Raw genomic sequence first — 25037 nt, forward strand, 5'->3', positions numbered from 1 at the left:
CCATGATGGGCAGTGTAGAGCAGAATAAGGACGGCATGCACCTTGACGATAAGGCGCTTCTCGCCGTGAGGGACGGCCTTGGCGGCGCGCTGGCTTCGGCGGGGTCGGCCCTGTCCGGCATGCTGAACCGGCAGGTGAGCCTGCGCGAGGAAGGCGTGGAGCAGGGCGTTTTCGGCGCGCTCCGGGTACCGGAGCTGGGCGAAAGCCTTGCGTTTCAGGTAACCGCTGGGGACGACGCGGAACAGAAGGGCCTTGTGCTGCTTCCGCAGGACGACATGCGGCAGGTGCTGGGCATCCTGATGGGCGGCGATCCAGCCGCCATGGAGGGCATGCCCTTTGACGAAATGAACATGTCCGCGGCCATGGAGGTGGTCGGTCAGGCGCTGGACGCCGCGGCCGGTGCGCTGGCCGCGCATATGGGGCGGCCGGTGCGCTTTGCCGTGGAGCAGGGCGTGGCGGTCGATTCTCCGGCGGAATTCGCGGCGCTGTTGCCCGCGGGGCGGCCGCTTCTGTCGCTGACCGGCGTGCAGAGCATCCGGGACGTGCTGGAAGGGCGGCTGTGCTGCCTAATCCCGGCGGAGCTGGGCCTCGCGCTGGCGGACAGCCAAAGCGAGCCCGCGCCGGAAATGCCCGCGCCGTCCGCGCCGGCCCCCGCGCCCACGCCGGCGGAGCAGAATCTCGCGCCCGTGCAGGCCGCGCCCCCGGCGGCGCAGACAGCGCCCGATCTGGACGTGCGCCGCCCCCGGTTCCCTCAATTCACCGACCAAAGCAGCGCGGTGCAGGCGCTGACCAGCGTGAACGCCAGCCTGCTGATGAACGTGCCGCTCGATGTGTCCATCGTCATCGGCAAGACCAAACGGCGCATCCGCGATATTCTGGAATTTGGCCCGGGCACCGTCATCGATCTGGACAAGCAGACCGGCGCGCCCGCCGAGATCGTCGTAAACGGCCAGCTGTTGGCCTATGGCGATGTGATCGTGATCGGCGACAACTACGGCGTGCGCATCACCGAGATCGTGGGCACCAAGGATTTGCTCGATTCGCTGAATATGTCGAGGTGATAGGGCGGTGAACTGGGAGCAAGGGAAGGCCATTCTGGCCATGGGCGGCACGCTGGTGCTGATGCTGCTTACGCTGCTCGGCGCTTGGTGGGTCTCGCGTTTGGTGGGCCGCGCCGGACAACTGAAAATGCCCGGCGGCAGCCGGGTCACGGTGCTGGAACGCACCCCCGTGGGCCGGGACAGCTCGCTCGCCGTGGTGCGGGCGGGCGACCGCGTCCTGCTTTTGGGCGTTACCCCGCACCAGATCCAGAAGCTGGACGAGCTTGACCCCGCGCTGTACCCGGAAGGGGAGGCGGCACGCACGCCGCCGGATTTTATGGATTGCCTGAAAAAGGCCGTGCGGGAAAAACGGGGAAAACACAACGGGGAGGACGGGCCGCGCCAATGACATGGAACACGCAAATTCAGCCGGGCGACGAAGCGCCCCGGCGCATGCTCGCCCTGAAACGGCTGCTGCCGGTTTCGGCCGTAGCGGCCGCCTCGTTCACGGCCCCCGCGGCAGCGGCCTCACTAGAGATCAACACCAGCGGCGCGGGCGGCGCGGATACCATGCAGCTATTGTTTCTGTTCGCGGTCATCGCGCTCGCGCCCACGCTGCTGCTTATGATGACCAGCTTCACCCGCATCGTCATCGTGTTTTCACTCTTGCGCAACGCCATCGGCTTACAGCAAACGCCGCCCAATCAGGTGCTGATCGGCTTGGCGCTGGCGCTGTCGCTTTTTATCATGTCGCCCGTTCTGGGCGAGATTAACGAAGCCGCGATCGAGCCGCTAAACCGGGGCGAGATCACCCAGCAGCAGGCGCTCGCCAATATGCAGCAGCCGATCAAGGTGTTCATGCTCAAGCAGACCCGCTCGGCTGATCTGAACCTGTTCTGCTCGCTCGACGGGCAGGAGGAATTGGACGTATCAACCCCCGAAAACCTGACCGAGCTGCCGCTGCACGTGGTCGTGCCTTCATTCGTGACGAGCGAGCTCAAGCGGGCGTTTACCATGGGTTTTCTGTTATACCTGCCCTTCCTCGTGATCGATATGGTGGTATCCTCCACCTTGATGAGCATGGGCATGGTGATGCTGCCGCCCTCCATGATCTCGCTGCCCTTTAAGCTGATGCTTTTTGTGGTGGTAAACGGCTGGAGCCGCGTCATGGAGATGCTGGTGAGCAGCTTCTATTAGCGTATTTGATTCTTAAGCGAGGGGAGGTGGCCGCATGGCCCAGCAGGATGTGCTGGTGGTATTTGGAGAAACAATCGGGCTGATCTTAAAGCTTTCCGCGCCGCTGCTGATCGTCAGCATGGCCGTCGGCCTTCTGATCTCCGTTTTTCAAGCGGCCACGCAGATTCACGAGCAGACCATCACCTTTGTGCCCAAGATTCTGCTCACGGCGCTGCTCCTTCTGGTGCTGGGTTCGTGGATGCTCACCTCGCTTAGCGATTTTTTTGAATCCCTTATGACCCTGATGGCGGGGCTGTGAGTATGAGCTGGGAGATCACATACGGCGCGTTTTCGGCCGTGCTGCTGGCTTTTTGCCGCATGGGCGGCGCGCTGTTCTTCAACCCCGTGCTGTCCCGCCGCAGCGTGCCCGCCGGCGTCCGGGCAGGGCTTGCGCTCGGTCTGGCAATCATCGTCGCCCCTCTTAAAGGGGGCGGAATGCCGCAGGAGCCTGCGGCATTCCGGCTGATCATGCTCTCGGCGCAGGAATTAATGATCGGGGTCGCCTGCGGCATTGTTTTGCAGTTCTTTTTCTATCTGCTGTTTTTCGCGGGCGATGTGATCGACACCGGCTTCGGCCTGTCCATGGCCAAGGTGTTCGACCCGGGCAGCAGCATTCAAATGTCGCTGTCTGGCAACCTGCTGCAACTGCTGTTCATCCTTTATTTCTTCGCAACGGACAGCCACTTGCTGCTCATCCGCGTGATGACCGCGTCGTACGACGTGGTGCCCATGGGGGCGGCGCGGCTGACCGGCGCGGTCGGCAGCGTGCTGGCGGGGCTGTTCGTCACCGCCTTTGATCTGATCATGCGCCTAACCCTGCCCTTTCTGGCGGCTTCGTTCGTTTTGGAGCTGTCCATGGGCATTTTGATGAAGCTGATCCCGCAGATCAACGTGTTTGTCATACATTTTCAAACCAAGATCCTGCTGGGCATGGTCCTTCTGTTCCTCTTTGCCGTGCCGGTGACAGAATTTATGAACGGGTATATCGAAACGATGTTCGCCAGCATGAGCGACCTTTTGAAAGCGTTCGCGTAGACCGATCAACGCGGGGAAGGGGGGAACACAGCCGTGGCCGGTGAGAAAACCGAAAAAGCAACACCCAAACGAAAAGCGGACGAACGAAAAAAGGGCAATGTGTTCCTCAGTCAGGAAGCCGTTACCGTGGCCTCGCTGCTGTCCTGCTTTCTCGCGCTCAAGGTGCTTTCGCCCTCCATCCTGCGCAATATGGAAGGGCTGCTTACCGATTATATCGACCTGTGCGCCGTGACCGAGGCGGTCGGCCCCGGCGATCTGCTTCCGTTCTTTTCGGACGCGTGCCGCGTGTTCGCGCTCACCGCCATGCCGCTGCTGCTGCTTTGCTGCGCGGTGGCCGTGGCGATCACCATGTTCCAAACGCGGGGCCTGTTTTCGGCTAAGGCGTTTTCCTTTAAGGGCGAGCGCATTAACCCGCTCGCCGGCCTGAAAAAGATGATCTCCATGCGCGGGCTGGTCGAGCTGCTCAAGTCCATTTTGAAGATCTCGGTCCTGCTGTACCTGCTGTACATCACGCTGGAAAAGGAAATACCCGCCTTGGCCCGCCTGATGGACATGGAACCCGGGCAGGCGCTCATCAGCGCGGGCGGGCTGGTGCTCTCCATCGCGCTCAAGGCCGGGGTGATCTTCCTGTTCCTCGCCGCCGCGGATTATTTATACCAGTGGTGGGAATACGAGAAAAACCTGCGCATGACCAAGCAGGAGGTCAAGGAAGAGTATAAGCAGCTCGAAGGCGATCCCCAGATCAAGGGCGCCATCCGCTCGCGCCAGCAGCAAAAATCCCGCCAGCGCATGATGCAAAACGTGCCGAACGCGGACGTGGTCATTCGTAACCCGACCCACTACGCCATTGCCGTGAAGTACGACAGCAGCAAGAACCGCGCCCCGGTCGTGCTGGCCAAGGGTGTGGACGCGCTGGCCCTGCGCATCGTCAAAACCGCGGAGGACGCGGGCGTGTATGTGACCGAGAACCGGCCGCTGGCCCGCGCGCTCTATGAATCCGTCGATCTGGATCAGGAGATCCCAGAGCAATTCTATCAGGCCATTGCCGAGGTGCTGGCCTTTGTATACAGCTTGAAAGGGAACGGCAAAGCATGAAACGCATGAAACTGCTCAACAACTTCATCGCGGTGTTCGTCCTGCTCATCGTGACCCTGCTCATCGTGCCGCTGGGTACGCAGGTGCTGGACTTTATGTTCATCCTGAATCTGGCGCTTTCCCTTATCATCCTGCTCACGACCATGTACATCAAGGAGCCGCTGGAGTTTTCCATCTTTCCCTCCCTGCTGCTCATCACCACGCTGTTTCGCTTAGGCCTGAACGTATCGTCCACCCGTTCCATCCTGACGCGCGAGGGCTACGCGGGCGAGGTTATCGCCACCTTCGGCCACTTCGTGATTCAGGATAACGTGGCCGTCGGCCTTGTGGTGTTCCTCATCATCGTGCTGGTGCAGTTTATCGTTATCACCAAGGGCGCCGAGCGCGTGGCCGAGGTATCCGCCCGCTTTACGCTGGACGCGATGCCCGGCAAGCAGATGGCGATCGACGCGGACCTGTCCTCCGGCCTGATCGACGAAGCGCAGGCCCGCGAGCGCCGCAGCAAGATCCAGCGCGAAGCCGACTTTTTCGGCTCCATGGACGGCGCGTCCAAGTTCGTTAAGGGCGACGCGATCATCTCCATCGTGGTCACGTTCGTCAACCTGATCGGCGGCCTTGTGGTCGGCCTGCTGAACGGGCAGGGAGATATCGGCACCATCGTCAGCATTTATTCCACCTCCACCGTGGGCGACGGCCTGATGAGCCAGATTCCCGCGCTGCTCATTTCGGTGGCGACCGGCATGATCGTCACCCGTTCCGCGTCGGATGGAGATCTCAACACCGATGTGATCAAGCAGTTTACCTCGCAGCCGCTGGTGCTGGTCATCGCGGGCGCGGCGCTGCCGCTCCTGTGCCTGATCGGCTTCCCCGTGCCGCAGGTGCTGCTGCTCTCCGCGCTGCTGCTCGTGGGCGGCACGCTGCTGCTGCGCAAAAGCCGCGCCGCCGTGGCCGCGCTCGATCAAGGCCCGCCCGTGACCGAGGAGGTCACGAGCGAGGTGAGCTTTTACAAGAACCTCGATAATGTGTACGGCCTTCTCAATGTGGACCCCATCGGTGTGGAGGTGGGCTACAGCCTGCTGCCGCTGGTGGATCAATCGAGCGGCGGCAATTTTCTGGATCGCATCGTCATGCTGCGCAAGCAGTTTGCCGATGAAATGGGCATGGTCATCCCGTCCGTGCGGCTCAAGGATTCCAGTCAGCTCAACCCCAACCAGTACGAGATCAAGCTCAAGGGGGAGCGCGTTGCCGTCGGCGAGGTGCTGATCGACCATTATCTGGCCCTCGCCCCGGCGGACGGCCCGGATAACATAGAGGGTATCGAGACCGTGGAGCCCGCCTTCGGTATGCCGGCCAAGTGGATCAGCGAGGATAAAAAGCTGCGCGCCGAGGTCGCGGGCTACGTGCTGATCGACCCGACCTCGGTCATCATCACCCATCTGTCCGAGCTGATCCGCAAGCACGCGTGGGAGCTGCTCACCCGGCAGGAGGTAAAGCGCATTCTGGACAACCTGAAAAAAACGAACGATACCATTGTGGACGATACCATCCCTTCGTCCGTATCGCTCAACGAGCTGCATAAGGTGCTGCGGGGCCTGCTGCGGGAGGACATCCCCATCGGCGATATGGAAACCATTTTGGAGACCCTGTCCGATTACGCGCCCAGCGTGAAGGACAGCGACATGCTCACCGAATACGTGCGGCAGGCGCTGCGGCGCACCATCACCCGGCGCTTCTCCGAAGCGGGGCAGATGAAGGTGCTCAGCGTGGACGGCGGGCTGGAAAACCTGATTTTGAACAACGTGAAAAAGCTGGACGGCGGCGCTTATCTGTCGCTGGAGCCGAACACCATTCAAAAGATCATCGCCGCGACCACCGATAAGCTGACCCAGATGAAAAAGCTGGTGCAAACGCCTATCATCCTCACCTCTCCGGTGGTGCGCGTGTATTTCAAAAAGCTGCTCGATCAGTTCTATCCGGATGTGACCGTGCTGTCCTTCAACGATATCGACAGCAACGTCCAGATCCAGTCCCTTGGCATGATCGAGATCTAACCCGCGGGTCCGTCCCCGGCGGAAAGGAGGGCCGGACATGGCTCTGGATAAATTGCAGACCGGCGTTTGTCTGGCCGATCCGGAAGGCGTGATGCTGCGCTATAAGGAATCGGGCGACGCCGAGCTGCGCAATCAGCTGGTGCTGCACTACGCCGCGAACGTCACTGCCGCGATTCGTAGCATGCGTTCCATTTTGCTCTCACGCATCCCGGCGGAGGATTTTTTCAATCAGGGCATCGTGGCGCTGATGGAGTGCATCGAGAAGTACGACCCCGACCGGGGCGCAAGCTTCGAGACGTTTAGCTTCCGCGCGGTGCGGGGCGCGCTTTTAAACTACCTGCGGCGGCAGAATTGGCTGCCCAACCGCGTGCAGGCCGCGCGGCGCGATATACTGAGAACCGCGGAGGAGCTGCGGCAGACCCTGCTGCGCGAGCCGACCGACCGCGAGCTGGCCGACGCCATGGGGCTGAGCGAGCAAAAGCTCGGCCAATATCTGGGCGAAATCGCCGCGGTGGACGCGGTATCGCTCGAAGCGCTTTTGGACCAAACGGGCGAGGCGCTCCTTGCCCGGCCCCACGCCCCGGCGGACGGCCCGGAGGGCGGTCTGATGCGGGAGGAGCTGACCGCGGCGCTCGGCGCGGCGATTGAAGCGCTGCCGCCGCGGCAGCGGCAGGTAATCACACTGTGCTATTATGAAAACCTAAACCTGCGCGAGATCGGCGAGGTGCTGGATCTGACCCAACAGCGGGTGTCGCAGATCCGCTCGGCGGCGATCGCTTCGCTGGGCGAGGTACTAAAGGATTATATCGATTAGGAGGATACGCCATGCTATCCGGTTTTTACACGGTCGCGTCCGGCATGCTGAGCCAGCAGCGCGATCTGGACGTGATCGGCAACAATCTGGTCAACCAGCAAACGCCCGGCTACCGGGCGGACCGCACGCTCATTTCGCCCTTTGAAATGGAGCTTGCCACCCGCCGCGAGGCTTCGGGCGACGCGGCGTTAGGACGCGGCGCGCCCGCCGCCGTGGTGGGCGACGTGGTGACGCTGATGCAAAACGGCGACCTGCGCGAAACCGGCCGCTCGTTCGATCTTGCCATCAACGGCGACGGCTTTTTCAACATCCGCGCGGAAAACGGCCAGATCATGCTGACGCGCGGCGGCAATTTCGATACGGATGAAAACGGCGATTTGGTCTTGCCCGGCGTGGGCCGCGTGCTTGGCCGGAACGGCGACACGCTCCGCGTCGGCGGCCCGGGCTTCCGCGTGGACGAGACCGGTCAGGTCTATAATCAGGACGACCGCCGCGTCGGCTCCCTGATGCTCACCGCGCCGGAGGAAGGCTCCGCGCTTACCAAGCTGGACGGCGGCCTGTTCCGCGCTCCGCAGGGCGCGAACATGCGCATCGTGAACGACGCGCATTTGGTGCAGGGCAGTCTCGAACTGTCCAATGTCAATATGGAGCAGGAACTGACGGGCCTGCTCGCCACCCAGCGCGCGTTCCAAAGCTGCAGCTCCGCCTTGCAGATCATCGATGGGATGGACCGCAAGGCCGCTTCGCAGATCGCTTCAATTTAAATTCGGAAGAGGGAGAAATTAATTATGAAAGCCGCATTTTACGCCGGCGCTTCCGGCCTTTCCGCTTATCAGCAATCCATGAACACCATCGGCAACAATCTGGCCAATACCAATACCGTGGGCTACCAGAAGGAAACGACGGCGTTTGAGGATCTGCTCCATACCGATATGTACGCCAATACCGACCGCGCGCCGCTTACCGGCAGCGGCGTGCGCACCGTGTCCACCGGCGTGCTGGTGGGGCAGGGCAGCCCGCAGCTCACCGGCGGCGAATTGGATTTCGCCATCGTCGGTAACGGCTTCTTCGCCGTCAATCACGATGGGGATATCGGCTACACCCGCAACGGCGCGTTCGCCATTTCGGTGGAGGGCAGCCGGGATTACCTTTGCACGATCGACGGCGCGCAGGTGCTCGACCGGCGCGGCAACCCGATTCGCGTCACCCAGCAGGACGACGGCTCGATCGACACCGGCGATTTGATTGACCGCATCGGCGTGTTCCGCTTCGACAACCCGAACGCCCTGACCCCCGCCATGGGCAGCGGCTACACGCCGAACGAGTTTTCCGGCGTGGCCGAGCGCGCGGACGAGGATTCCTACGACCTGCTGCACGGCTTTTTGGAAGGCTCGGGCGCGAATATGATGGACGGCATGATGGATATGCTGTCCGCCCAGCGCGCCTTTCAGGTCTGCGCCCGGGTGGTGCAGACCTCGGACGAGATGGAGCAGGTCGTGAACGGCCTGCGGCGGTAGAACCCTTTTCGTGGCGGACTGCCTCGCCGCAACGATATTATTTTGTTCAGCGCTATTCAGGTTGTCATCCTGAGGCCGTTAGGCCGAAGGATCTCGCGCGGACGCGCGACGCTTACGTGGACCCCGCGCGTTCGCGCGAGATCCTTCGCTACGCTCAGGATGACAAATTGTTGAAAAAGGCCTCAACGGAATGACATTGTTGCCGCAGTCCGCCGCGTTTTTTTGCCCGCGCCGCTTTCGTTTTGCGGTTTTCATATCATAATCTAATCAGGAACATTTTTGGAAAGGGGGCGTCGCCTTGGCGGAGCTGCTCAAAGTAACCACACCGCTCGTCAGTCAAAGTCAGGCGGTGCCGCCCAAGCAGGGGGCCGACCCGGTCAACCCCTTTAGCCTGCAAGCCACCAGCCGCGTGTTGCAGCCCCATAACCAAAGCGATGTGCTGGCCCAAAACAACGGCCTGAACGGCGGCGAGGGCGCGGCCATGCTGATGGACCTGTTAAAGGACCCGTCGGTGGCGGCCACGTATCTTAAGAACATTTTCCTGCTGGAAGAGGTTTTCAAGCTGCTTCCAGCGAATAACGAAACCGTTACCACCGAGCTGGAACAGCTTTTCGGCGGCCTGCTGGCGCAGCCGGGGGATGTTGCGGCCGAGCTGGTGCGGCAGGGGGAGGACGCGACCGTGTTCCGCGGCCCGTTTTTCGATTTTCTGCGCGAACTGAGCGATTCCGCGCCTTCCGGTTCCGAGCTGCCGGGCGCGGTGGCCAATTTGCTGAAAGCCATGAACAGCAGCCTTGGCCGCCGGGACGTGCTGGACGCGGCGGCGAATAATCTGGGTTTTCTGTCCAAAAGCCTTGCCCCCAGCGCCGATCTGTCCGGGCGGCTCGCCGCGTTGTCTGAGCGCTTCCGGCAGGAGGACGCGGGCGATAACTTTGCCCAGCTAAAGGACGAAGCGCTCGCCCTGCTGCGCGAGGTGAGCGAAAGCATCCTGTATTCGCCCAAGCTGGCAAAAAACCTGTCCATCACGGTATACAATCTCTCCCGCTATAACGACAGCGGTGAGTTTTTGGACGACGCGGCGGCCTATTTGCGCCAGCTGCTGCCCGCGCCCCAGCGGCGCGAGCTATCGCGTTTTCTGGCGGACTTTCGCGCCGGCTTTACCGAGGGCACGCGCGGGAGCGGCTCCCGGGTCATGGAAACGCTCACGCAGCTAATCGGGCGGCAGTCCGGCAGGGAGGGGCTTTCCGCCGGGGACGAAGCCAAGCTGGACGGCATTCTGCACAGCCTGCTGTCCTCGCCGTGCAATTTCACGCCGCTTTTGCACTTCGTCGTGCCCACCTTGTTTGAAGACGTGCGCGCCTTCGCGGAGGTTTGGATCAACCCGGAAAGCGGCGAGGGCGAAATGCCCGAGGGCGTGGCGGGGGGCCGCCACCTGCTGCTGGTGATCGATGTGGAGGGTGTGGGCCGGTTTGAAGCCGAGCTGTTCTTCTACCGCCGCACGGTCGATCTGGCGATCTACGCGCCGCCCGGCATGGAAGCGCTGCTGCTGCCGCTGCGGCGCAGCCTGCCCGGCAAGCTGGCGGATGGGGCCTACCATTTGGGCCGCATGACGGTGGCGGCGCTGGAAAAGCCCCGCTCGCTGATGGATGTTTTTAAAACCTTGCCGTATAAAAGGGTGGGTGTCGATGTCAAAGTCTGAACAGAGGGCGGTTGCCCTGAAATACAACGCGGATCAGGATATGGCTCCGGTGGTCATTGCCTCCGGCTATGGGCGCGTTGCGGAAAATATCATCGACGTGGCCGAGCAGCGCGGCATTCCCGTTTACCGGGATGACAGCGCGTCCTCCCTGCTTTGCATGCTGGAAGTGGGCGCGCGCATCCCGGAGGAGCTGTATCAGGTGGTCGCCACCATTTACGCGGAGATTTTGTCCGTCGCCGCCCGATCAAGGGCTGCCGGCGGCGGAAGGGAGGAGGAGCAACGTGCCAAGGAGATACGGCCAAACGAACCAGCCGGGGAACCGGCGGGAGCAGCCCCCGGCGAAACCGGCGCCGAGGCGTAAGCGCCGCGCCGTGCCCGCCGTTTTACTCATCATGGTGCTGGCGGCGGCGCTGTTCTTCCTGCGGTGGAAGGTGTGGCCCGCAAAGCCGGCCGATGAAACAGAGCCGGACGCGGCTTCCGCCGAAGCGGTGCAGGAGCAGCCCAAGCGGTGGAGCCTGCTGCTCGTCGGCGCGGACAAGCCGCTCGACCGGGCCTTTACCCTCGACCTGCAAAAGGTGGAGGATATCCGGGTGGACGCGCGCATCGGCGATCTGGTCAAAATGATGCTGGCCGCCGCCAAAGCGGACGGCGTGGAGCTGAAAATCTGCTCCGGCTACCGCAGCGTCAGCCAACAGACGAAGCTTTATCAGGATAAGGTGAAGGAATTTACCGATAAGGGCGCTTCCGAGGATAAGGCCAAGAAAAAGGCGGGCCGCACGGTGCAGCCGCCCGGGTGCAGCGAGCACCACATCGGCTTGGCGCTCGATATAGTCGCGCCTTATCATCCCACGCTGGATGAGGGCTTTGCGGAGACCGCCGCCTTCCAGTGGCTTAAGGATCACGCGGCGGATTACGGCTTTATCCTGCGCTATCCCAAGGAAAAAGAGGATATCACGGGCATCGACTACGAGCCGTGGCATTACCGCTATGTGGGCCCGGAAGCCGCGATTGCCATGAAGGAATCCGGCGAATGCTTGGAGGAGTATGTGGGGAAGTAGCGGGGCTTGCTATGTTCGCAATAAAATGCGCGGCGGTAGCCGCGGGGGGACGGTCGCGCCGCCCGGTGCGGGGGCAAAAGGGAGAGGACACCTAGCGGTTTCCTCTCCCTTTTGATTTCCACTCTTTCCCTTACTCATGAATGGGCGGCGCTTGCCGCTCTTTTGTTTTGCGTGTGGGGCGCCTTGGCGCCGTACCGGGTGCCTAGGGATTCAGTGGATGGGTGTCTCCGCTCGGCCGGACCGGCCTGATTTGACGCGCCCACCTTTGCTGGCGCTTCGCTTTCGGCGGGCTGGGTCAGCCCGCCCTACATGCCGGGTGCGTTGAAGGTGTTATGAGGCGCAGACCCATATGTTGTAGGGCGTGGTGACCTCACCACGCCGCGCGGCTACTGCCGCGTTTTTTATTACGAGCGGAGCGAGCCACCTCTCCCCGCCGTGCTGGCGGTTGCCGTTTCCCCGGGCTCACGGGGGTCGGCGGGCTGCTTTTTTTGCAAGAAAAAATTTTTCCATACCCCTTTCATCGGGCCGAAACCGTGTGATAATTTGTATTGAACGGGCTGGAGGACGGGCCCTCCCACAGTCGGTTCGGTCATAAAAAAAGGGGAACATGGATGTTCCCCGTGATAAAACACATGGAGGTATTTCTCATGGGTATGGTAGTAAGAACAAATACGATGGCGATGAACGCCAATCGCCAGCTCAGCATGAACAACTCGCAGGTTGCCAAGAGCCTTGAAAAGCTCTCCTCCGGCTTCCGCATCAACCGCGCGGCGGACGATGCTTCCGGTCTGGCCATCAGCGAAAAAATGAAGGCGCAGATCAAGGGTCTCGAGCAGGCATCCGCCAACTCGCAGGACGGTATCTCCCTCATCCAGACCGCTGAAGGCGGCCTGACCGAAGTGCACAACATGCTCAACCGCATGGTAGAGCTCGCCACCAAGTCGGCCAACGGCACCATCCGAGACGATGTGGACCGCGAAGCCATCCAGACCGAGGTAGACGCGCTCAACACCGAAATCACCCGCATTTCCAAGGCGACCAACTTCAACGGCATTAATTTGCTGGATGGTTCGCTGGGCGGTGGCGCTCCCTCTGTAAAGGCTGTAATTGGCGGTCAGGTTGTTTCCGGTAAGGGAACAGATGCAGTAGCTTTTACAGGCAAGACCGCGGCTGTTGTTGCTGGCAACGTTCTAGCATCCGTTAAGTTTAATGATGTAGACGGAAATAGTGTTGAAATCAAAATGACTGCGGATGCCGCTACGGGAACAGCGCAAAACCTGTTAGATGGCCTGAAAGCAAAGGATGCGGATGCATATGCGAAACTGACTGCGGCATATGACGTTACCGCAAATGCTGATCAGACAATCACGTTTACCGCTAAAAATCCGGGTGCGAACGGTAAGGTTGAATGGGGCGTAGCAGCTACAGGTGGCGCGCCGACATCGGTTGCTATTGCGGGCGCTACAGCTGGTTCGAACGCTAAGACTGAGTTCACACTTGGCGCTAATATGGCTAATGGCGATTCTATTACAGTAGGTGGAAAAACCTACACCATGGCGGCTGCAAAGAACGATTCTAAACGTGAATTTACCAGCCTTGCTGAGTTGCAGGCACAAATGGCAGCAGACGGCGGATATACCATCGCCAGTAGCGGTGCTTTGGCTGATGGCGATACGCTTACCATTAGTGCGACAAAGGCAGGCAAGGGGCTGACTCTGCAGATCGGCGATACCAATGATGATTTCAATAAGGTTACGGTTTCTGTAGGTGATATGTCCGCTGCCGGTATTGGCACCGCTGGCTTGAATGTCTCCGATCAGGACGCTGCCGGTGATTCGATCGACGTGATCAAGGCCGCCATTAATCAGGTATCCACCAACCGCGCGAACCTTGGCGCACTCCAGAACCGCTTGGAGTACACCATCAACAATCTGGATACCACCGCTGAGAACATGAACGCCGCGAATTCCCGCATCCGCGACACGGACATGGCCAAGGAAATGATGAACTACACCAAGATGAACATCCTGACTCAGGCCGCACAGGCTATGCTGGCGCAGGCCAATCAGCAGCCGCAGGCCATTCTCCAGCTTCTCCAGTAAGTCCGCGCCGGGAATGCCGGGCCCGCGGCAAACCGCCGAACTTGATAAAAGAAAAAGGCTGCTTTTAGCGGCCTTTTTCCTTGCCTGCGGGGGCGGCGGATAGTATAATAAAACTACAAGACGAAGAAGGGACGGTGAGTTTACTGTGTGGGATGATACCCTTGGTGTGGGCGACGGCGCGCTTTGCGAGGTGCGAAACGGCCAGAACGATCTGCTTTTCGTCGGCAAGGCGACAAAGCTTGCGGGCGGCGTGCTTACGCTGGAGGAATCCACCGGCGGCCTGCCGCCCCCGGTGATCTATAATACCGAGGTAAAGCTCGTCGTCCACGCCGCCGGGCACGACGCTTCCGTACTGGGCGGCCGCGTGTGTGGGTCAACGCGCACGCTTTGGCGCGTCGGTTCGCTGCGGCGCTTTCAGTCGGCGGAAAACCGTACGGCCTACCGGCAAAAGATAAACGCCGTGGGCCGCGTCGTCCCCCTGGACGGCGGGCACGACGCTTCGGCCCTCTGCCGCGCGGCAGACAGCCCCTTTTCCGCGCCCTGCCAGCTGATCGATATCAGCATGGGCGGCGCGCTGCTATCCTGCCGCAAGGGCTTTGAACGGGGCGATTATCTGGCGTTGCTCGGCGTTTCGCTGCTGCCGGAGGAAACACCGCTTTCCTTCGTTTGTCAGGTGTGCCGCGTGGATGAATCAAGCCCCGCCGCCTTTCGCTACGGCTGCGAGTTCATCGGCCTGACCGAGCGGGAGCAAAACCACCTGTGCGGCATTATTTTCACCTTGCAGCGTAAGGAGCTCCAAGCCCGCCGCCGCGGGCTGTAACTTGCATGCCTGTAAACGGCCGGGTGAGGTCACCAATGTCATCCAGTTAAGGGAAACGCAAAGGAAAAAACAAGGAATTCACCGAGCTAGTAGGGCGCGACGCCTCGGCGCGCCGTCTCAAAGGGACGAAACACTTCCTGAGAAATCATGCCCCTTCGCTCGGCTGTACCAGCCTGTTTGATGCTCTCACTTATCCCCGTGCTTCGCTCTCGGCGCGCCGAGGGCGTCGCGCCCTACATTTTCTATGATTGCGATACCGTTTTGCATTGCCAGACCTTATCTGAATGACATTGGTGACCCACCCCGCCGCAGGGGCCGCAAAACGATCATAACCAAGAACGCCTGAGAACAAGCGCATCGCTTGCTCTCAGGCGTTCTTTATGACGTTTATTACTGCTTTACCGCGCCGTCCTTGATCAAATCCCAATTCTTTCGGAGATAATCAAAGCCCGAATAAAGCGTGACGATGGTCATCACCACCGCGATCAGCAGGGGAATCTGCGGTGTGCCGCCCTGCGTGTTCGCCACCAGAATGGCGGTCGGTCCGTCCGCGCCGCCGATCATGCCGAGCGCCGCGCTGGATTCTCCGCTGCCCAGCAGGATCAGGAACAGAAAATCAAGGATGATGCCCGCGATCTGCACGCAGGTCTTTACCTTGCCCGTCCATGTCGCGGCGAGCACGCGGCCCTTATTCGCGGCCACGATGCGAAGCGAGGTGATGATAAATTCGCGCGCAAGGATGATGAACACCATCCAAGCAGGGAAGATGCCCTTTTCGATAAAGATCAGCAGGGCCGCCGTGACCAGTAGCTTGTCAGCCAGCGGGTCGACAAATTTGCCGAAATCGGTCACCTGATTATACTTACGGGCAACGTAGCCGTCCAGAAAATCCGTGAAGGAGGCCACGCAGAACAGCACCAGCGCCGCGATCTGCATGGAAGCGGACTGCTGCATGGCGCAGAAGATGAAAAACGGAATCATCAAGATACGGATGATGGTAATTTTATTGGCGGTTGTCATTGCGTTTTTTCCTCCCCCCGCACGCCGAGCAGATCAGGCCCTAGGCTGTCGGTAATAAGCACGGTGACGAACGCCCCGGCTTCTATTTCGTCCTCGCTCGAAAACCATACCTTGCCGTCCACCTCGACCGAATCGGCATAGGTGCGGCCAAAATAAAGCTGCTGCTCGTCGTCGAAGCCCTCACACAGCACCTGCATTTCAGTATTGTGGCGCGAAATATTGTAATCATCCAGCACGCCGGATTCCAGCTCCTCCACGATCAGGCGGCGGCGCTGCTTGGTCTCCGCGTCAATCTGATCGGGCAGGGTGGCGGCTTCGGTGCCTTCCTCGGGCGAAAACTCGAACACGCCCACGCGCTCGATGCCGGTCTGCTGCAAAAACTCGCACAGCTCGGCAAATTCCTCCTCGGTTTCGCCGGGCAGGCCGACGATCAGGCTGGTGCGCAGTGTAAGGCCCGGAATGCGCGCACGCAGATTTTCAATCAGCGAAACGAATTCCTCGCGGTTGCCCGGCCGGTGCATGGCGCGCAAAATGCGCGGCGACACATGCTGTAGGGGGATATCCAAATATTTTACAATTTTGTCCTCCTCCGCGATCACGTCGATCAATTCGTCCGTGATCTGGTCGGGGTAGAGGTAGTGCAGGCGCACCCAAGTAAAATCCATCCCGCAAAGCGCGCGCAGCAGGTCGGGTAGCAGGCGGCGGCGCTCGGGCAGGTCAAGCCCGTACTTGGTAATGTCCTGCGCGATGACGATCAGTTCTTTTACGCCCGCGTCGGCAAGCTGCTTTGCTTCGTCCAATAGCGACGCCATATCGCGCGAACGGTAGGGCCCGCGCAGCTTCGGGATGATGCAGTAGGCGCAGCGGTTGGAGCAGCCCTCCGCTATCTTAAGATAGGCCGTGTAGGAGGGCGTGAGCCGTTCGCGCCCGCCGTCCAGCGCGGCGGCGGCCATATCGGCCATGTAGGCGGCTTTTTTGCCGCCAAGCGCGGCGGCGACCGCGTCCGTAATGCTTTCGTAGCTGCCGGTGCCGCAGATCGCGTCCACCTCGGGTAGCTCGTCGCGTATCTCGTCCGGGTAGCGCTGCGCCAAGCAGCCCGTTACCACAAGGCCGCGCATCGGCCCGGTCTGCTTGTGCGACGCGGTCTCAAGAATGGTCTCGATCGCTTCGGTCTTTGCGGCTTCGATAAAGCCGCAGGTGTTGACGATGCCCACCTCGGCCTCGTTCATATCCTCAACGATGGTGTGCCCGGCCCTGCGCAGCAGGGAAAGCATGTGCTCGCTGTCCACCAAATTTTTGGCGCAGCCGAGCGAGATCAGTCCGATCTTCGCCATCGATTCATCCCCTTTCCGTAACCATTGCATATCAATTCACTTTATTCTACCACAAAACAGGCCGCTTGTCAGCAAATATTCGCGGTCGTCCGCCAAACGAAAAAGGGCACGCGACCGCGTGCCCTTTTTTCGCTATTCGCTTAATTGCTCTTCGTAGGCCGTGAGCGCCTCGCGGATCTCCTGCCAGCAGAAGCCGCGCCGCTGTAGAAAGGCGACGGCTTTGTCGATCTCCTTCCGGTCGGAAAGGTCGCCCTTTAGGCGTTTGTCCAGCAGAGAGATTAGCTTGTCGCCATCCGCGGAAAAATCCACAAGCACTTCGTCCGCTGTTTCCCGGTCAACGCCCCGGCGCGTCAGCTCCTGCCGTATGCGCATTTTGCCGCAGCCGCGCGCCGCATAGGTGCGTACCACGCTTTCCGCAAAAGTGCGGTCGCATAGCATGCCGCGCTCGGTCAGCCATGCAATGGCGTAATCGGCGGCTTCTTCTTCGTGCCCCTTTTCCAGTAGCTTGTCCCGCAGCTGGGAAATACTCAGCGCGCGGTAGGAAAGCTGTTTGGCCGCCGCGTCAAGGGCCCGGCGGTAATCTTCCTCGGTCATTCTTCGAGATCGTCAAAATCGTCCGCGTCGATGGACACGGCCTTGGCGGCGCTCGCTTTGGGGCGGGCGGGAGCGGCGGCGGGTTCGGACGCGACGGGCGCACCGGCGGCATGGGCGCGGCTCAGCTTTGCGCGCTCTTCCTCCACAGCGTCCATGATCTTCTTTTGCAGCACGTTCGCCTCTTCCACGTGCTCCTCAAAGTATTGCTTGGCGGCATCGCGGCCTTGGCCAAGGCGCACGCCGTCCATGGAGAACCACGCGCCGGACTTCTGCACCAGATCGAATTTCACGCCCAGATCGACCAGCTCGCCCGTGCGGGAAATGCCCTTGCCGTACATGATATCGAATTCGGCCTCTTTAAACGGAGGCGCGACCTTGTTTTTGACTACCTTAACGCGCGTGTGGCTGCCAATCAGCTCGGTGCCGTTCTTCAAGTGCTCGGTACGGCGCACGTCGATACGCACGGAAGCGTAAAACTTGAGCGCGCGGCCGCCAGTCGTCACTTCCGGGCTGCCGTAAATAACGCCGACCTTTTCGCGCAGCTGGTTGATGAAAACCGCCACGCACTGGCTTTTCGCAATAGAACCGGCCAGCTTACGCATGGCTTGGCTCATCATACGGGCGTGCAGGCCGACAAAGGAATCGCCCATTTCGCCTTCGATTTCGGCGCGGGGCGTGAGCGCCGCGACCGAGTCGATCACCACAATATCGATCGCGCCCGAACGGACGAGCGCCTCGGCAATGTCAAGGCCCTGCTCGCCGGTATCCGGCTGGGAAACGAGCAGCGAGTCGATATCAACGCCAAGGGCCTGCGCATAGATCGGGTCGAGCGCGTGCTCCGCGTCGATAAAGGCGGCGGTGCCGCCGGCCTTCTGCGCTTCCGCGATGCAGTGCAGGGCGACCGTGGTTTTACCCGAGGATTCAGGCCCGTATATCTCGACGATACGGCCGCGCGGCAAACCGCCGATGCCGAGCGCCAGATCAAGGCCGACCGAGCCGGTGGGGATATGCTCAACGGTCATGCCGGCGTTTTGACCAAGGCACATAACGGCCCCTGAGCCGAACTGCTTTTCAATATTACCCAGCGCTTTTTCAAGCGCTTTCTTTTTATCCGCCGCCGGTGCGACCGGTTCCAGCTGTCTTTTGGTAGCCATAAGTAGCCTCCTGCACTTCATTATCTATCTGTCATTATAACAGTGTCCGATTTTGAATGCAAGAAAAATCGAACAAATTTTCGATTTTTTAATTTCTGAAATATCTTACTCGCCCAGATTGTAGCCGTACACGATGCGCGGCACACCGGACAGATCCTCCGTGATGCTGATGCCCGCAAAGCGGTTATCCTCTAAAATGGCGGCCACCTGCGTCGCTTGGCGGTAGCCGCATTCAAAGAGGATCAGGCCGCCCGCGGTCAGCAGCGAGCCCCACTTGGAGCAGATGGAACGGTAAAAATCCAGCCCGTCCTCGCCGCCGAACAGGGCTTCGGCGGGTTCAAAGGCGGCCACGCTGTGGTCAAGCGTTTTCATTTCGGCTTCGGTCACATAGGGCGGGTTCGCGACGAGCACATCGAATAGCCCCAAATTGTTCTGCGGGCGGTAGCGCACATCGCCGCGAAGGGCGGTATAGCGGGAGAAAACGCCGTTTGCGCGCGCGTTTTCACGCGAAAGCATGAGCGCGCCCTCGGAAATATCGATCGCGGCGACGCGGGCGTCGTCCACCTCATGCGCAATGGCGATTCCGATGCAGCCCGAACCGCAGCACAGGTCGAGCACGCGGGGGTTGACCACCTGTTTCGCGCGTTCGATCGCAAGCTCGGCCAGCCGCTCGGTATCCGACCGGGGAATGAGCACGGAGCGGTCCACCTTAAAGGTCAGCCCATAAAAATCCCACTCGCCTAAAATATAGGCGAGCGGTTCCCCATCGATGCAGCGGTCGCACAGCAAATGCGCATAGTCCACCGTTGCGTCGTCCAAATAAACATGGCCCCAGTCCGCCGTCCTGCGCTTGTCCGCTTTGCAGGCATAGGCGGTCAGCTCGCGCGCTTCAAGAGAAGGCGAGGGTGACCCCGCCTCCTTGAACCGCTTGAACAGCGCGATATACACATCGTTGATCGTCTTGGTCACGGTACCGCCCCCCACGTGGTTTGAATCAAAAGTTCTACCAGTTGTCGCTCCCGTCGTCCGGGATGACGTTTTTCATGCCGGTGATCGCCACCTCGATCATGGAATCATCCGGCTCAAAGACGGTCAAACGCTGGATCATCAGACCGGGCCAGCGCAGCGCGCGGGAAACCACGCTGTCCGAGCGGCCCGCGTAGCGGTTGAATTCATAGCTGATGCCGACGACAAGCGGCAGCAGGATCAGATGCGCCAGCATACGCAGCGCGGGATTCGTGATATCGACCAGCGAAAACACAATAGAGGAAACAATCGTCGCCACGATGATGAGCACGAACATAAAGCTGGTGCCGCAGCGCGGATGGAACCGGCCCTGCCGGCGCACGTTCTCCACCGTCAGCTCCGCGCCGGATTCATAGCAAAATATGGTCTTATGTTCGGCCCCGTGGTATTCAAAGGTACGGCGGATATCCTTCATATGGGATACCGACCACATGAACAGCAGGAACAAAATGATACGCACGCAGCCTTCCAGCACATTGCGCGCCAAAACGCCCCAGCTGCCGGGCACAAAGCCGCCTAAAAAGCTGGGCAGCAGCAAAAACAGCACCACAGGCAAAGCGATGCCGATTACGGTCGATAAACCGAGGATGGCTTTGTTCAGCCCCTCGGAACCAAACTTATTTTCCAGCCAAATTTCAAGTTTAGAGGGCGGTACGTCGGGTTCGTCGTCCTCAAAAAAGGATGCGGAATAGTTGATGGCCTGAATACCGTCCTTCATGGCGGTAAACAGGGTGTACGCGCCGCGCAGGATGGGCTTTGTCCACAGGCTGCCCGGCGGCGAGATCTCTTTTTCGGTCACGACCAGCTCGCCGTCCGACTTGCGCACGACGGTGCAGGACTTCCGGGGGCCTTTCATCACGATGCCCTCGATAATGGCTTGCCCGCCGATCGTGGTTTTTTTCTGTGTTTCCATGTATTATGCTTCTCCTTCGGGTAAATGCGCCGTCGATGGGATGGCGCCCGTTATGCCAAGGGCGTTTTGCGCTTCCGCCGTGGGCAGCACGACGGTAACAGTCGTGCCCGCGCCCTGCGTGGAATCGATCGAAAGCGTGCCGCCGTGCAGCGTGACGATCTCTTCGGTCACGGCAAGGCCGATGCCGCTGCCGCGCTGCTTGGAAGAGCCCTTATAGAATTTTTCTTTGACGAACGGCAGCTCGGCTTCGGGAATGCCCACGCCGTAATCGCGCACCGTAACGATGATGCTGCCCTCTTTCCGGCCGAGGACGATGTCGATCCGCTTGCCGGAAGCGCCGTATTTGGCGGCGTTGTCCAGAATGTTCAGGAAAACCTGCTTCATCCGGTGCCGGTCGCCGTTGATATAGTAGGTTTGGTCCTCGTCCTCCTCGTAACCCACCTTCATGCCGCTCTTTTGCAGCAGGTTTTCATACATGTAGACCGCTTCGTACAGCTCAATCGAAAGGTCGAACAGCTCTACTTCCAGTTTCATGCGACCGGATTCGATGCGGGCAAAATCCAGCAGCTCCTCGACCATGCGGGTCAGCCGGTTGGCTTCCTTTTGGATGATGATCAGGCCCTGCATGACCTCCTCCGGGTCCTCGCCGCCGCCGGCGATCAGCGTTTCGCTCCAGCCGCCGATCGCGGTGAGCGGCGTGCGCAGCTCGTGCGAAACAGAGGAGATAAAGTCGTTCTTCATGCGCTCGGCGCGGGATATCTCGTCGGACATGTAGTTGATCGTGTCGCACAGCTCGCCGATCTCGTCGTCATAGGTCTTTTGCAGGCGCACGCCGTAGCGTCCGTCCGCGATATCCTTGGCAATGGTGTTGATCTTGAGCACCGGGTCGACGATGGACTTGATAAAATAGCTGTTGGAAGCGACGACCAGCATCAGGAAGATCAGGCTCAGCAGCACCGCGATGCCGATGATGATCCAAATTTGCTTTTCCGCGATGGAAAGCGAGGTGATCACGCGCACGCCGCCGATCAATTCGCCGCGGGAGGAGATGAGCGGCGAGGTGACGCTCATCACGCGTTCGTCGGACAGCGAATCCGGGCCGGTGAAAACGGCGGTCTTGGTTTCGTTCAGCGCCTGCGCGGCGTCCTCGGTCGAGGGCGCGCCGCCGCCGGTCAGCCCGGAGGTCGACATCATCACGCGGCCCGAACGGTCGATAAACTGCAATTCCATTTTATCCGGCGATTCAAAGTCCGCGATGTATTGCTCGGCCGCGGAATAGAATTGGTCGTAGGTGCCGGTTAGGTATTTGTGGAAAAAGCTCGCGGCGCTTTCGCTCGTGCCGACCAGCTTTTCCCGCACATTCGCATAATAATAGCCCGAAACGCCGACTGAGACCAAGATCAGTACGGCCGCCAGAATGACCAGCACAAAGGAAAGTGAGTTCATCATCCAACGGCCCTTGATCCCGCCCGGCGAATGCTGGACGTGGATCTCCGCCTTTTGCTTTTCGGGCTGTGTTTTATGTTTGCGATAATTCATACAGAAAAAGCCTCTCGTCCGCCCCGCGCCCGCGCGCAGCGCATTGAAATAGAAAACAGACGCGGTGCGGCTGTTTTCATAAAAAGAATCCTGCGCCGCAGCGCGCGCCAGAGCCTGAATGATCGATCGAAACTATCCTTCCCACATATACCCGTAGCCGCGTACCGTGACGATATGCGTCGGCTCGGCCGGGTCGTCCTCGATCTTGATGCGCAGGCGGCGGATATTCACGTCCACGATCTTCAGTTCGCCCACATAGTGGTGGCCCCATACCATTTCCAGCAGATCGTCGCGCGAAAGCGCCTTGCCGATATTCTCCATAAAAGCCTTCAAAAGGCCGTATTCAATCTGTGTCAGCTCGATTTTGATACCGTTTTTCAGCACTTCACGTGCGCGCAGGTTGAGCTTGAACGGGCCGGACTTGATCACGTCCTCCTCGGAGAAGGGCGAACCGGAAACGCGGCGGTACAGCGCGTCCACGCGCGCGGCCAGCTCGATCACGGAGAAGGGCTTGGTCACATAGTCGTCCGCACCGTTCATCAGGCCGGTCACCTTGTCCGTTTCCTGTACGCGCGCGGTCAGCATGATCACGCCCGCCGCATAGCCCGCGGCGCGCATCGCGCGGCAAACCTCGTATCCGTCTATGCCGGGCAGCATCACGTCCAGCACCGCTACGGCGATGTCTTGATTGTCGTGGTATTTTTCAAGCGCCTGTTCGCCGGTCTCGGCTTCGATTACCTCGTACCCGGCGCGCTTTAAATTCAAAACCAAAAAGGAACGGATATTTTCTTCATCCTCAAGTATCAGGATCTTGCGTTTCATGAAAGTTCCTCCTAACGATATCTTTCCGGGCGGGTAGCCCCTGATTAGTTGTTCCAATCCTGTGTGACAAGTGAGAATCGGGCGCGCACGCCGTCCGCGTCGATGGCCATGGAGCTCTGCGACGCGCCTTCGTCCAGACGGGCAAAATAAACCGCCCTGCTGGTCTCGGCCAGTTGGATCAGGTCGCTGCGCGAGGCGTAATAATCGCTCAGCGTGCCGGTCGCGCAATAGATCGAAAACAGCGGTAAACGCCGATCCTCGCCCAAATATTGATAAAAGTGCACGGCGCTCAGGCCGGTATCGCTTGATTTGGTGGCTGTGATCTGGTCGTGCCACGCGTCGTCGATCACAAAGGACCATTCCTCGGACACATTGTTATAGGTGGTCTTGACTCGTTCGGGCTGGCCCTCGACCCCATAGGAATACCAGTCTACCATAAAGATCGCGTCCGAAGCCGCGGCGTCGGTATACCCGGCCATCAGCACGGCGCGGGGCAGCTCGATTTCGCCGTCGCCGTTGCAGTCGGCGGCGTAAACAGAGATCGGGCGGTAGGTGCCGCGGTTGGTCGAATCCTCACTGTCAAGCGCCAGATTATGAAGCGTGCCGTCCGCATAAACGAAAATGTCGGTCATCAGGCCGATGCCGCTTTCGGTTTTTTCCTCGGCAAAAACAGCGGGCAGGCTGCCCTTTACCCGGCCGCTCGACATCCGCAAAATCGTGACCGCTTCCTGATTGGTCGCCGCTTCGCCCGCGAGGAGCAGCTCGCCGTTTAAATACTGGTAAAGGCGCGCGACGCGTTTGCCGGTCGGGTCGGAGCCGATCAGCAGCAGGTCCTTGGCGCCGTTGCCGGTCAGGTCGGTCAGTTCCATGGCGGAATATTCAGTTTCCAGCAGCACGCTGGGCGCGCCGGAGGCGTCAAAATCGCACATCGTCACCGCGCCTAGGCCGTCGCCCGTCAGCTTCCAGGCGATTACCATGCCGCGCCGCCCATCGGGCGAGATCACGGGGTAATCGACGGACTGGATCGCGGTGCCCGTGCCGGTGACCGAGCCGGTCAGCACGTACGCGTCGTCCTTTTTCTTATGCACGTAAACGGTGAACTCGTTGCTGTTCGCGCTTTCGCGGAAAAAGGAGATCGCTTCCTCGGTACCGTCGCTGTCAATATCGACAAGCTGAATGGTAGAGCGGTTTTCGCCGGAAACAGGAGCCGAATAGATCTTCGTGGTGAGGATCTTTTCCAGCTCCGCCTGCAGCGTTTGATAGTTTTTTGAAGGTTTGGGCGCGGCCAGCAGGTCGTCGCCCGAGGGGATCGTGCAGCCGGACAGCGCTAAAAGCGCGGCGAGCAGCACGGGAAGGGAACGCATTGCTTTTTGAAATGCATGCATGGGGTATCTCCGTTCGTGTTTAAAACGACAATTATACATCTTTAGTATAGCACAAATGTACGGCGGATGGTATAGCAATTTACAGAATTTTGCGTTTCATTTTCCGCGCATTCCCCGCATTGACAAGCCCGCGGTTTGCAGGTATACTATTAAAGTACCATGCGGGTATGGCGGAATTGGCAGACGCGCCAGATTTAGGTTCTGGTGTCTCAGACGTGCAGGTTCAAGTCCTGTTACCCGCACCACTACTTATGACCCTCGAGCGGTCATAACGACAAAGACAGGTTTTTCGATATGGAAATCCTGTCTTTGTCATTTTATTGGGTTGTAATTTATAGTATAGATAAGTCATTGTGGCAAAGTCACACAACATATTAAAGCGGGGTTGCATATGGTAACGTATCGCCGCAGGTACAGGGTTTTGACAAAAACTCGAAATATGGCAAGGCCATTGAGCTGGTGGCGCGAACATTTTTCTGAACAATTAAAAGGATGCGGTATCATACAAAACATTCCCCACACCGATTGAAATGATGGAAGGCGTAAATATCGCTCGCTAGGAGATCGGCAATCACTTTTGATTGCTTCCTAAAAAGGCAGCCCTGTTTGTTTTTCGACACAAACAGGGCTGTCTTTTTGGGGGGAATAAATAGGTATGTGATCAAAATACGAAAGATTAATGCTTTCCATGTTAGAATGTGTCTGGTATAATATGATTACAGCGTTTCAAGGGGGCTATCAAACCGGCTTATCATTTTCAAAGTAATCGTGCCGCAATGGATTGAT

At 59.6% G+C, this 25037-nt stretch carries 24 protein-coding genes and 1 tRNA gene; 16 read left to right on the forward strand and 9 right to left on the reverse strand.

Annotation, left to right across the window (positions count from 1 at the left end):
- Positions 1-2: 2 nt before the first annotated feature.
- The 15 genes from fliN to RWV98_RS00730 all read left to right on the forward strand — a co-directional run bounded on the left by fliN (position 3) and on the right by RWV98_RS00730 (position 14464).
- Positions 3-1061 carry a flagellar motor switch protein FliN gene (gene fliN / locus RWV98_RS00660; protein WP_317863082.1) on the forward strand — a complete coding sequence of 353 codons (1059 nt, stop codon included), beginning with the start codon at positions 3-5 and terminating at the stop codon, positions 1059-1061.
- 7 nt (positions 1062-1068) lie between these two features.
- Positions 1069-1449: a flagellar biosynthetic protein FliO gene (gene fliO, locus RWV98_RS00665; RefSeq protein ID WP_317863083.1), complete on the forward strand. Its 381-nt coding sequence runs from the start codon at positions 1069-1071 to the stop codon at positions 1447-1449.
- On the forward strand, positions 1446-2237 hold the full coding sequence (gene fliP / locus RWV98_RS00670) for a flagellar type III secretion system pore protein FliP (RefSeq protein ID WP_317863084.1): 792 nt from the start codon (positions 1446-1448) through the stop codon (positions 2235-2237). Before fliO ends, fliP begins: the two co-directional genes overlap by 4 nt.
- Before the next feature lie 34 nt (positions 2238-2271).
- On the forward strand, positions 2272-2535 hold the full coding sequence (gene fliQ, locus RWV98_RS00675; protein ID WP_280962934.1) for a flagellar biosynthesis protein FliQ: 264 nt from the start codon (positions 2272-2274) through the stop codon (positions 2533-2535).
- A 2-nt stretch (positions 2536-2537) separates the two neighbouring features.
- Positions 2538-3311, forward strand: coding sequence for a flagellar biosynthetic protein FliR (fliR, locus tag RWV98_RS00680; protein WP_317863086.1), 774 nt, complete (start codon positions 2538-2540; stop codon positions 3309-3311).
- Between the two features lie 33 nt (positions 3312-3344).
- The gene (flhB, locus tag RWV98_RS00685) at positions 3345-4406 is read left to right on the forward strand and encodes a flagellar biosynthesis protein FlhB (protein WP_280962932.1); all 1062 of its coding nucleotides are present in this window, start codon (positions 3345-3347) and stop codon (positions 4404-4406) included.
- Positions 4403-6457 (forward strand): flagellar biosynthesis protein FlhA, encoded by a 2055-nt coding sequence (flhA, locus tag RWV98_RS00690; protein ID WP_442872088.1) that lies wholly within the window; start codon positions 4403-4405, stop codon positions 6455-6457. Before flhB ends, flhA begins: the two co-directional genes overlap by 4 nt.
- 37 nt (positions 6458-6494) lie before the next feature.
- Positions 6495-7271: a sigma-70 family RNA polymerase sigma factor gene (locus RWV98_RS00695; RefSeq protein WP_280962931.1), complete on the forward strand. Its 777-nt coding sequence runs from the start codon at positions 6495-6497 to the stop codon at positions 7269-7271.
- A gap of 11 nt (positions 7272-7282) precedes the next feature.
- Positions 7283-8035 (forward strand): flagellar hook-basal body protein, encoded by a 753-nt coding sequence (locus RWV98_RS00700; RefSeq protein WP_317863088.1) that lies wholly within the window; start codon positions 7283-7285, stop codon positions 8033-8035.
- A 24-nt stretch (positions 8036-8059) separates the two neighbouring features.
- The gene (locus RWV98_RS00705; RefSeq protein WP_317863089.1) at positions 8060-8788 is read left to right on the forward strand and encodes a flagellar hook-basal body protein; all 729 of its coding nucleotides are present in this window, start codon (positions 8060-8062) and stop codon (positions 8786-8788) included.
- 298 nt (positions 8789-9086) lie between these two features.
- Positions 9087-10484 (forward strand): antitoxin, encoded by a 1398-nt coding sequence (locus RWV98_RS00710; protein ID WP_317863091.1) that lies wholly within the window; start codon positions 9087-9089, stop codon positions 10482-10484.
- Positions 10471-10845: an EscU/YscU/HrcU family type III secretion system export apparatus switch protein gene (locus RWV98_RS00715; RefSeq protein WP_280962927.1), complete on the forward strand. Its 375-nt coding sequence runs from the start codon at positions 10471-10473 to the stop codon at positions 10843-10845. The genes RWV98_RS00710 and RWV98_RS00715 overlap by 14 nt, the downstream gene beginning before the upstream one ends.
- Positions 10766-11542: a M15 family metallopeptidase gene (locus RWV98_RS00720; RefSeq protein ID WP_317863094.1), complete on the forward strand. Its 777-nt coding sequence runs from the start codon at positions 10766-10768 to the stop codon at positions 11540-11542. The genes RWV98_RS00715 and RWV98_RS00720 overlap by 80 nt, the downstream gene beginning before the upstream one ends.
- 647 nt (positions 11543-12189) lie before the next feature.
- On the forward strand, positions 12190-13644 hold the full coding sequence (locus RWV98_RS00725) for a flagellin N-terminal helical domain-containing protein (RefSeq protein WP_317863095.1): 1455 nt from the start codon (positions 12190-12192) through the stop codon (positions 13642-13644).
- A gap of 145 nt (positions 13645-13789) precedes the next feature.
- Positions 13790-14464, forward strand: a complete 675-nt coding sequence (locus RWV98_RS00730) for a flagellar brake protein (RefSeq protein WP_317863097.1) — start codon at positions 13790-13792, stop codon at positions 14462-14464.
- A gap of 390 nt (positions 14465-14854) precedes the next feature.
- Here the strand turns inward: RWV98_RS00730 and pgsA are convergent, their stop codons facing one another.
- The 9 genes from pgsA to RWV98_RS00775 all read right to left on the reverse strand — a co-directional run bounded on the left by pgsA (position 14855) and on the right by RWV98_RS00775 (position 24251).
- Positions 14855-15484, reverse strand: a complete 630-nt coding sequence (gene pgsA, locus RWV98_RS00735; RefSeq protein WP_317863099.1) for a CDP-diacylglycerol--glycerol-3-phosphate 3-phosphatidyltransferase — start codon at positions 15482-15484, stop codon at positions 14855-14857.
- The gene (rimO, locus tag RWV98_RS00740; RefSeq protein WP_317863101.1) at positions 15481-16818 is read right to left on the reverse strand and encodes a 30S ribosomal protein S12 methylthiotransferase RimO; all 1338 of its coding nucleotides are present in this window, start codon (positions 16816-16818) and stop codon (positions 15481-15483) included. Before rimO ends, pgsA begins: the two co-directional genes overlap by 4 nt.
- Positions 16819-16950: 132 nt before the next feature.
- Positions 16951-17412, reverse strand: coding sequence for a regulatory protein RecX (locus RWV98_RS00745; protein ID WP_317863103.1), 462 nt, complete (start codon positions 17410-17412; stop codon positions 16951-16953).
- The gene (recA, locus tag RWV98_RS00750; protein WP_317863105.1) at positions 17409-18566 is read right to left on the reverse strand and encodes a recombinase RecA; all 1158 of its coding nucleotides are present in this window, start codon (positions 18564-18566) and stop codon (positions 17409-17411) included. Before recA ends, RWV98_RS00745 begins: the two co-directional genes overlap by 4 nt.
- A 105-nt stretch (positions 18567-18671) precedes the next feature.
- Positions 18672-19535 (reverse strand): peptide chain release factor N(5)-glutamine methyltransferase, encoded by an 864-nt coding sequence (gene prmC, locus RWV98_RS00755; RefSeq protein ID WP_317863106.1) that lies wholly within the window; start codon positions 19533-19535, stop codon positions 18672-18674.
- Between the two features lie 34 nt (positions 19536-19569).
- A complete protein-coding gene (locus tag RWV98_RS00760; protein ID WP_317863108.1) occupies positions 19570-20505 on the reverse strand; it encodes a DUF1385 domain-containing protein in 936 nt (311 codons plus the stop codon).
- Positions 20506-20508: 3 nt separating this feature from the next.
- Positions 20509-22044 (reverse strand): ATP-binding protein, encoded by a 1536-nt coding sequence (locus RWV98_RS00765; protein WP_317863110.1) that lies wholly within the window; start codon positions 22042-22044, stop codon positions 20509-20511.
- 132 nt (positions 22045-22176) lie between these two features.
- A complete protein-coding gene (locus RWV98_RS00770; protein ID WP_317863112.1) occupies positions 22177-22866 on the reverse strand; it encodes a response regulator transcription factor in 690 nt (229 codons plus the stop codon).
- Between the two features lie 44 nt (positions 22867-22910).
- The gene (locus RWV98_RS00775; protein ID WP_317863114.1) at positions 22911-24251 is read right to left on the reverse strand and encodes a hypothetical protein; all 1341 of its coding nucleotides are present in this window, start codon (positions 24249-24251) and stop codon (positions 22911-22913) included.
- 161 nt (positions 24252-24412) lie between these two features.
- On the opposite strand from RWV98_RS00775, the gene RWV98_RS00780 reads away from it, so the two are divergent.
- Positions 24413-24496 (forward strand) — tRNA-Leu (locus RWV98_RS00780).
- Positions 24497-25037 lie beyond the last annotated feature (541 nt).

Origin of the sequence: Agathobaculum sp. NTUH-O15-33, assembly GCF_033193315.1 — a bacterium.
Classification (GTDB): Bacteria; Bacillota; Clostridia; order Oscillospirales; family Butyricicoccaceae; genus Agathobaculum; species Agathobaculum faecihominis_A.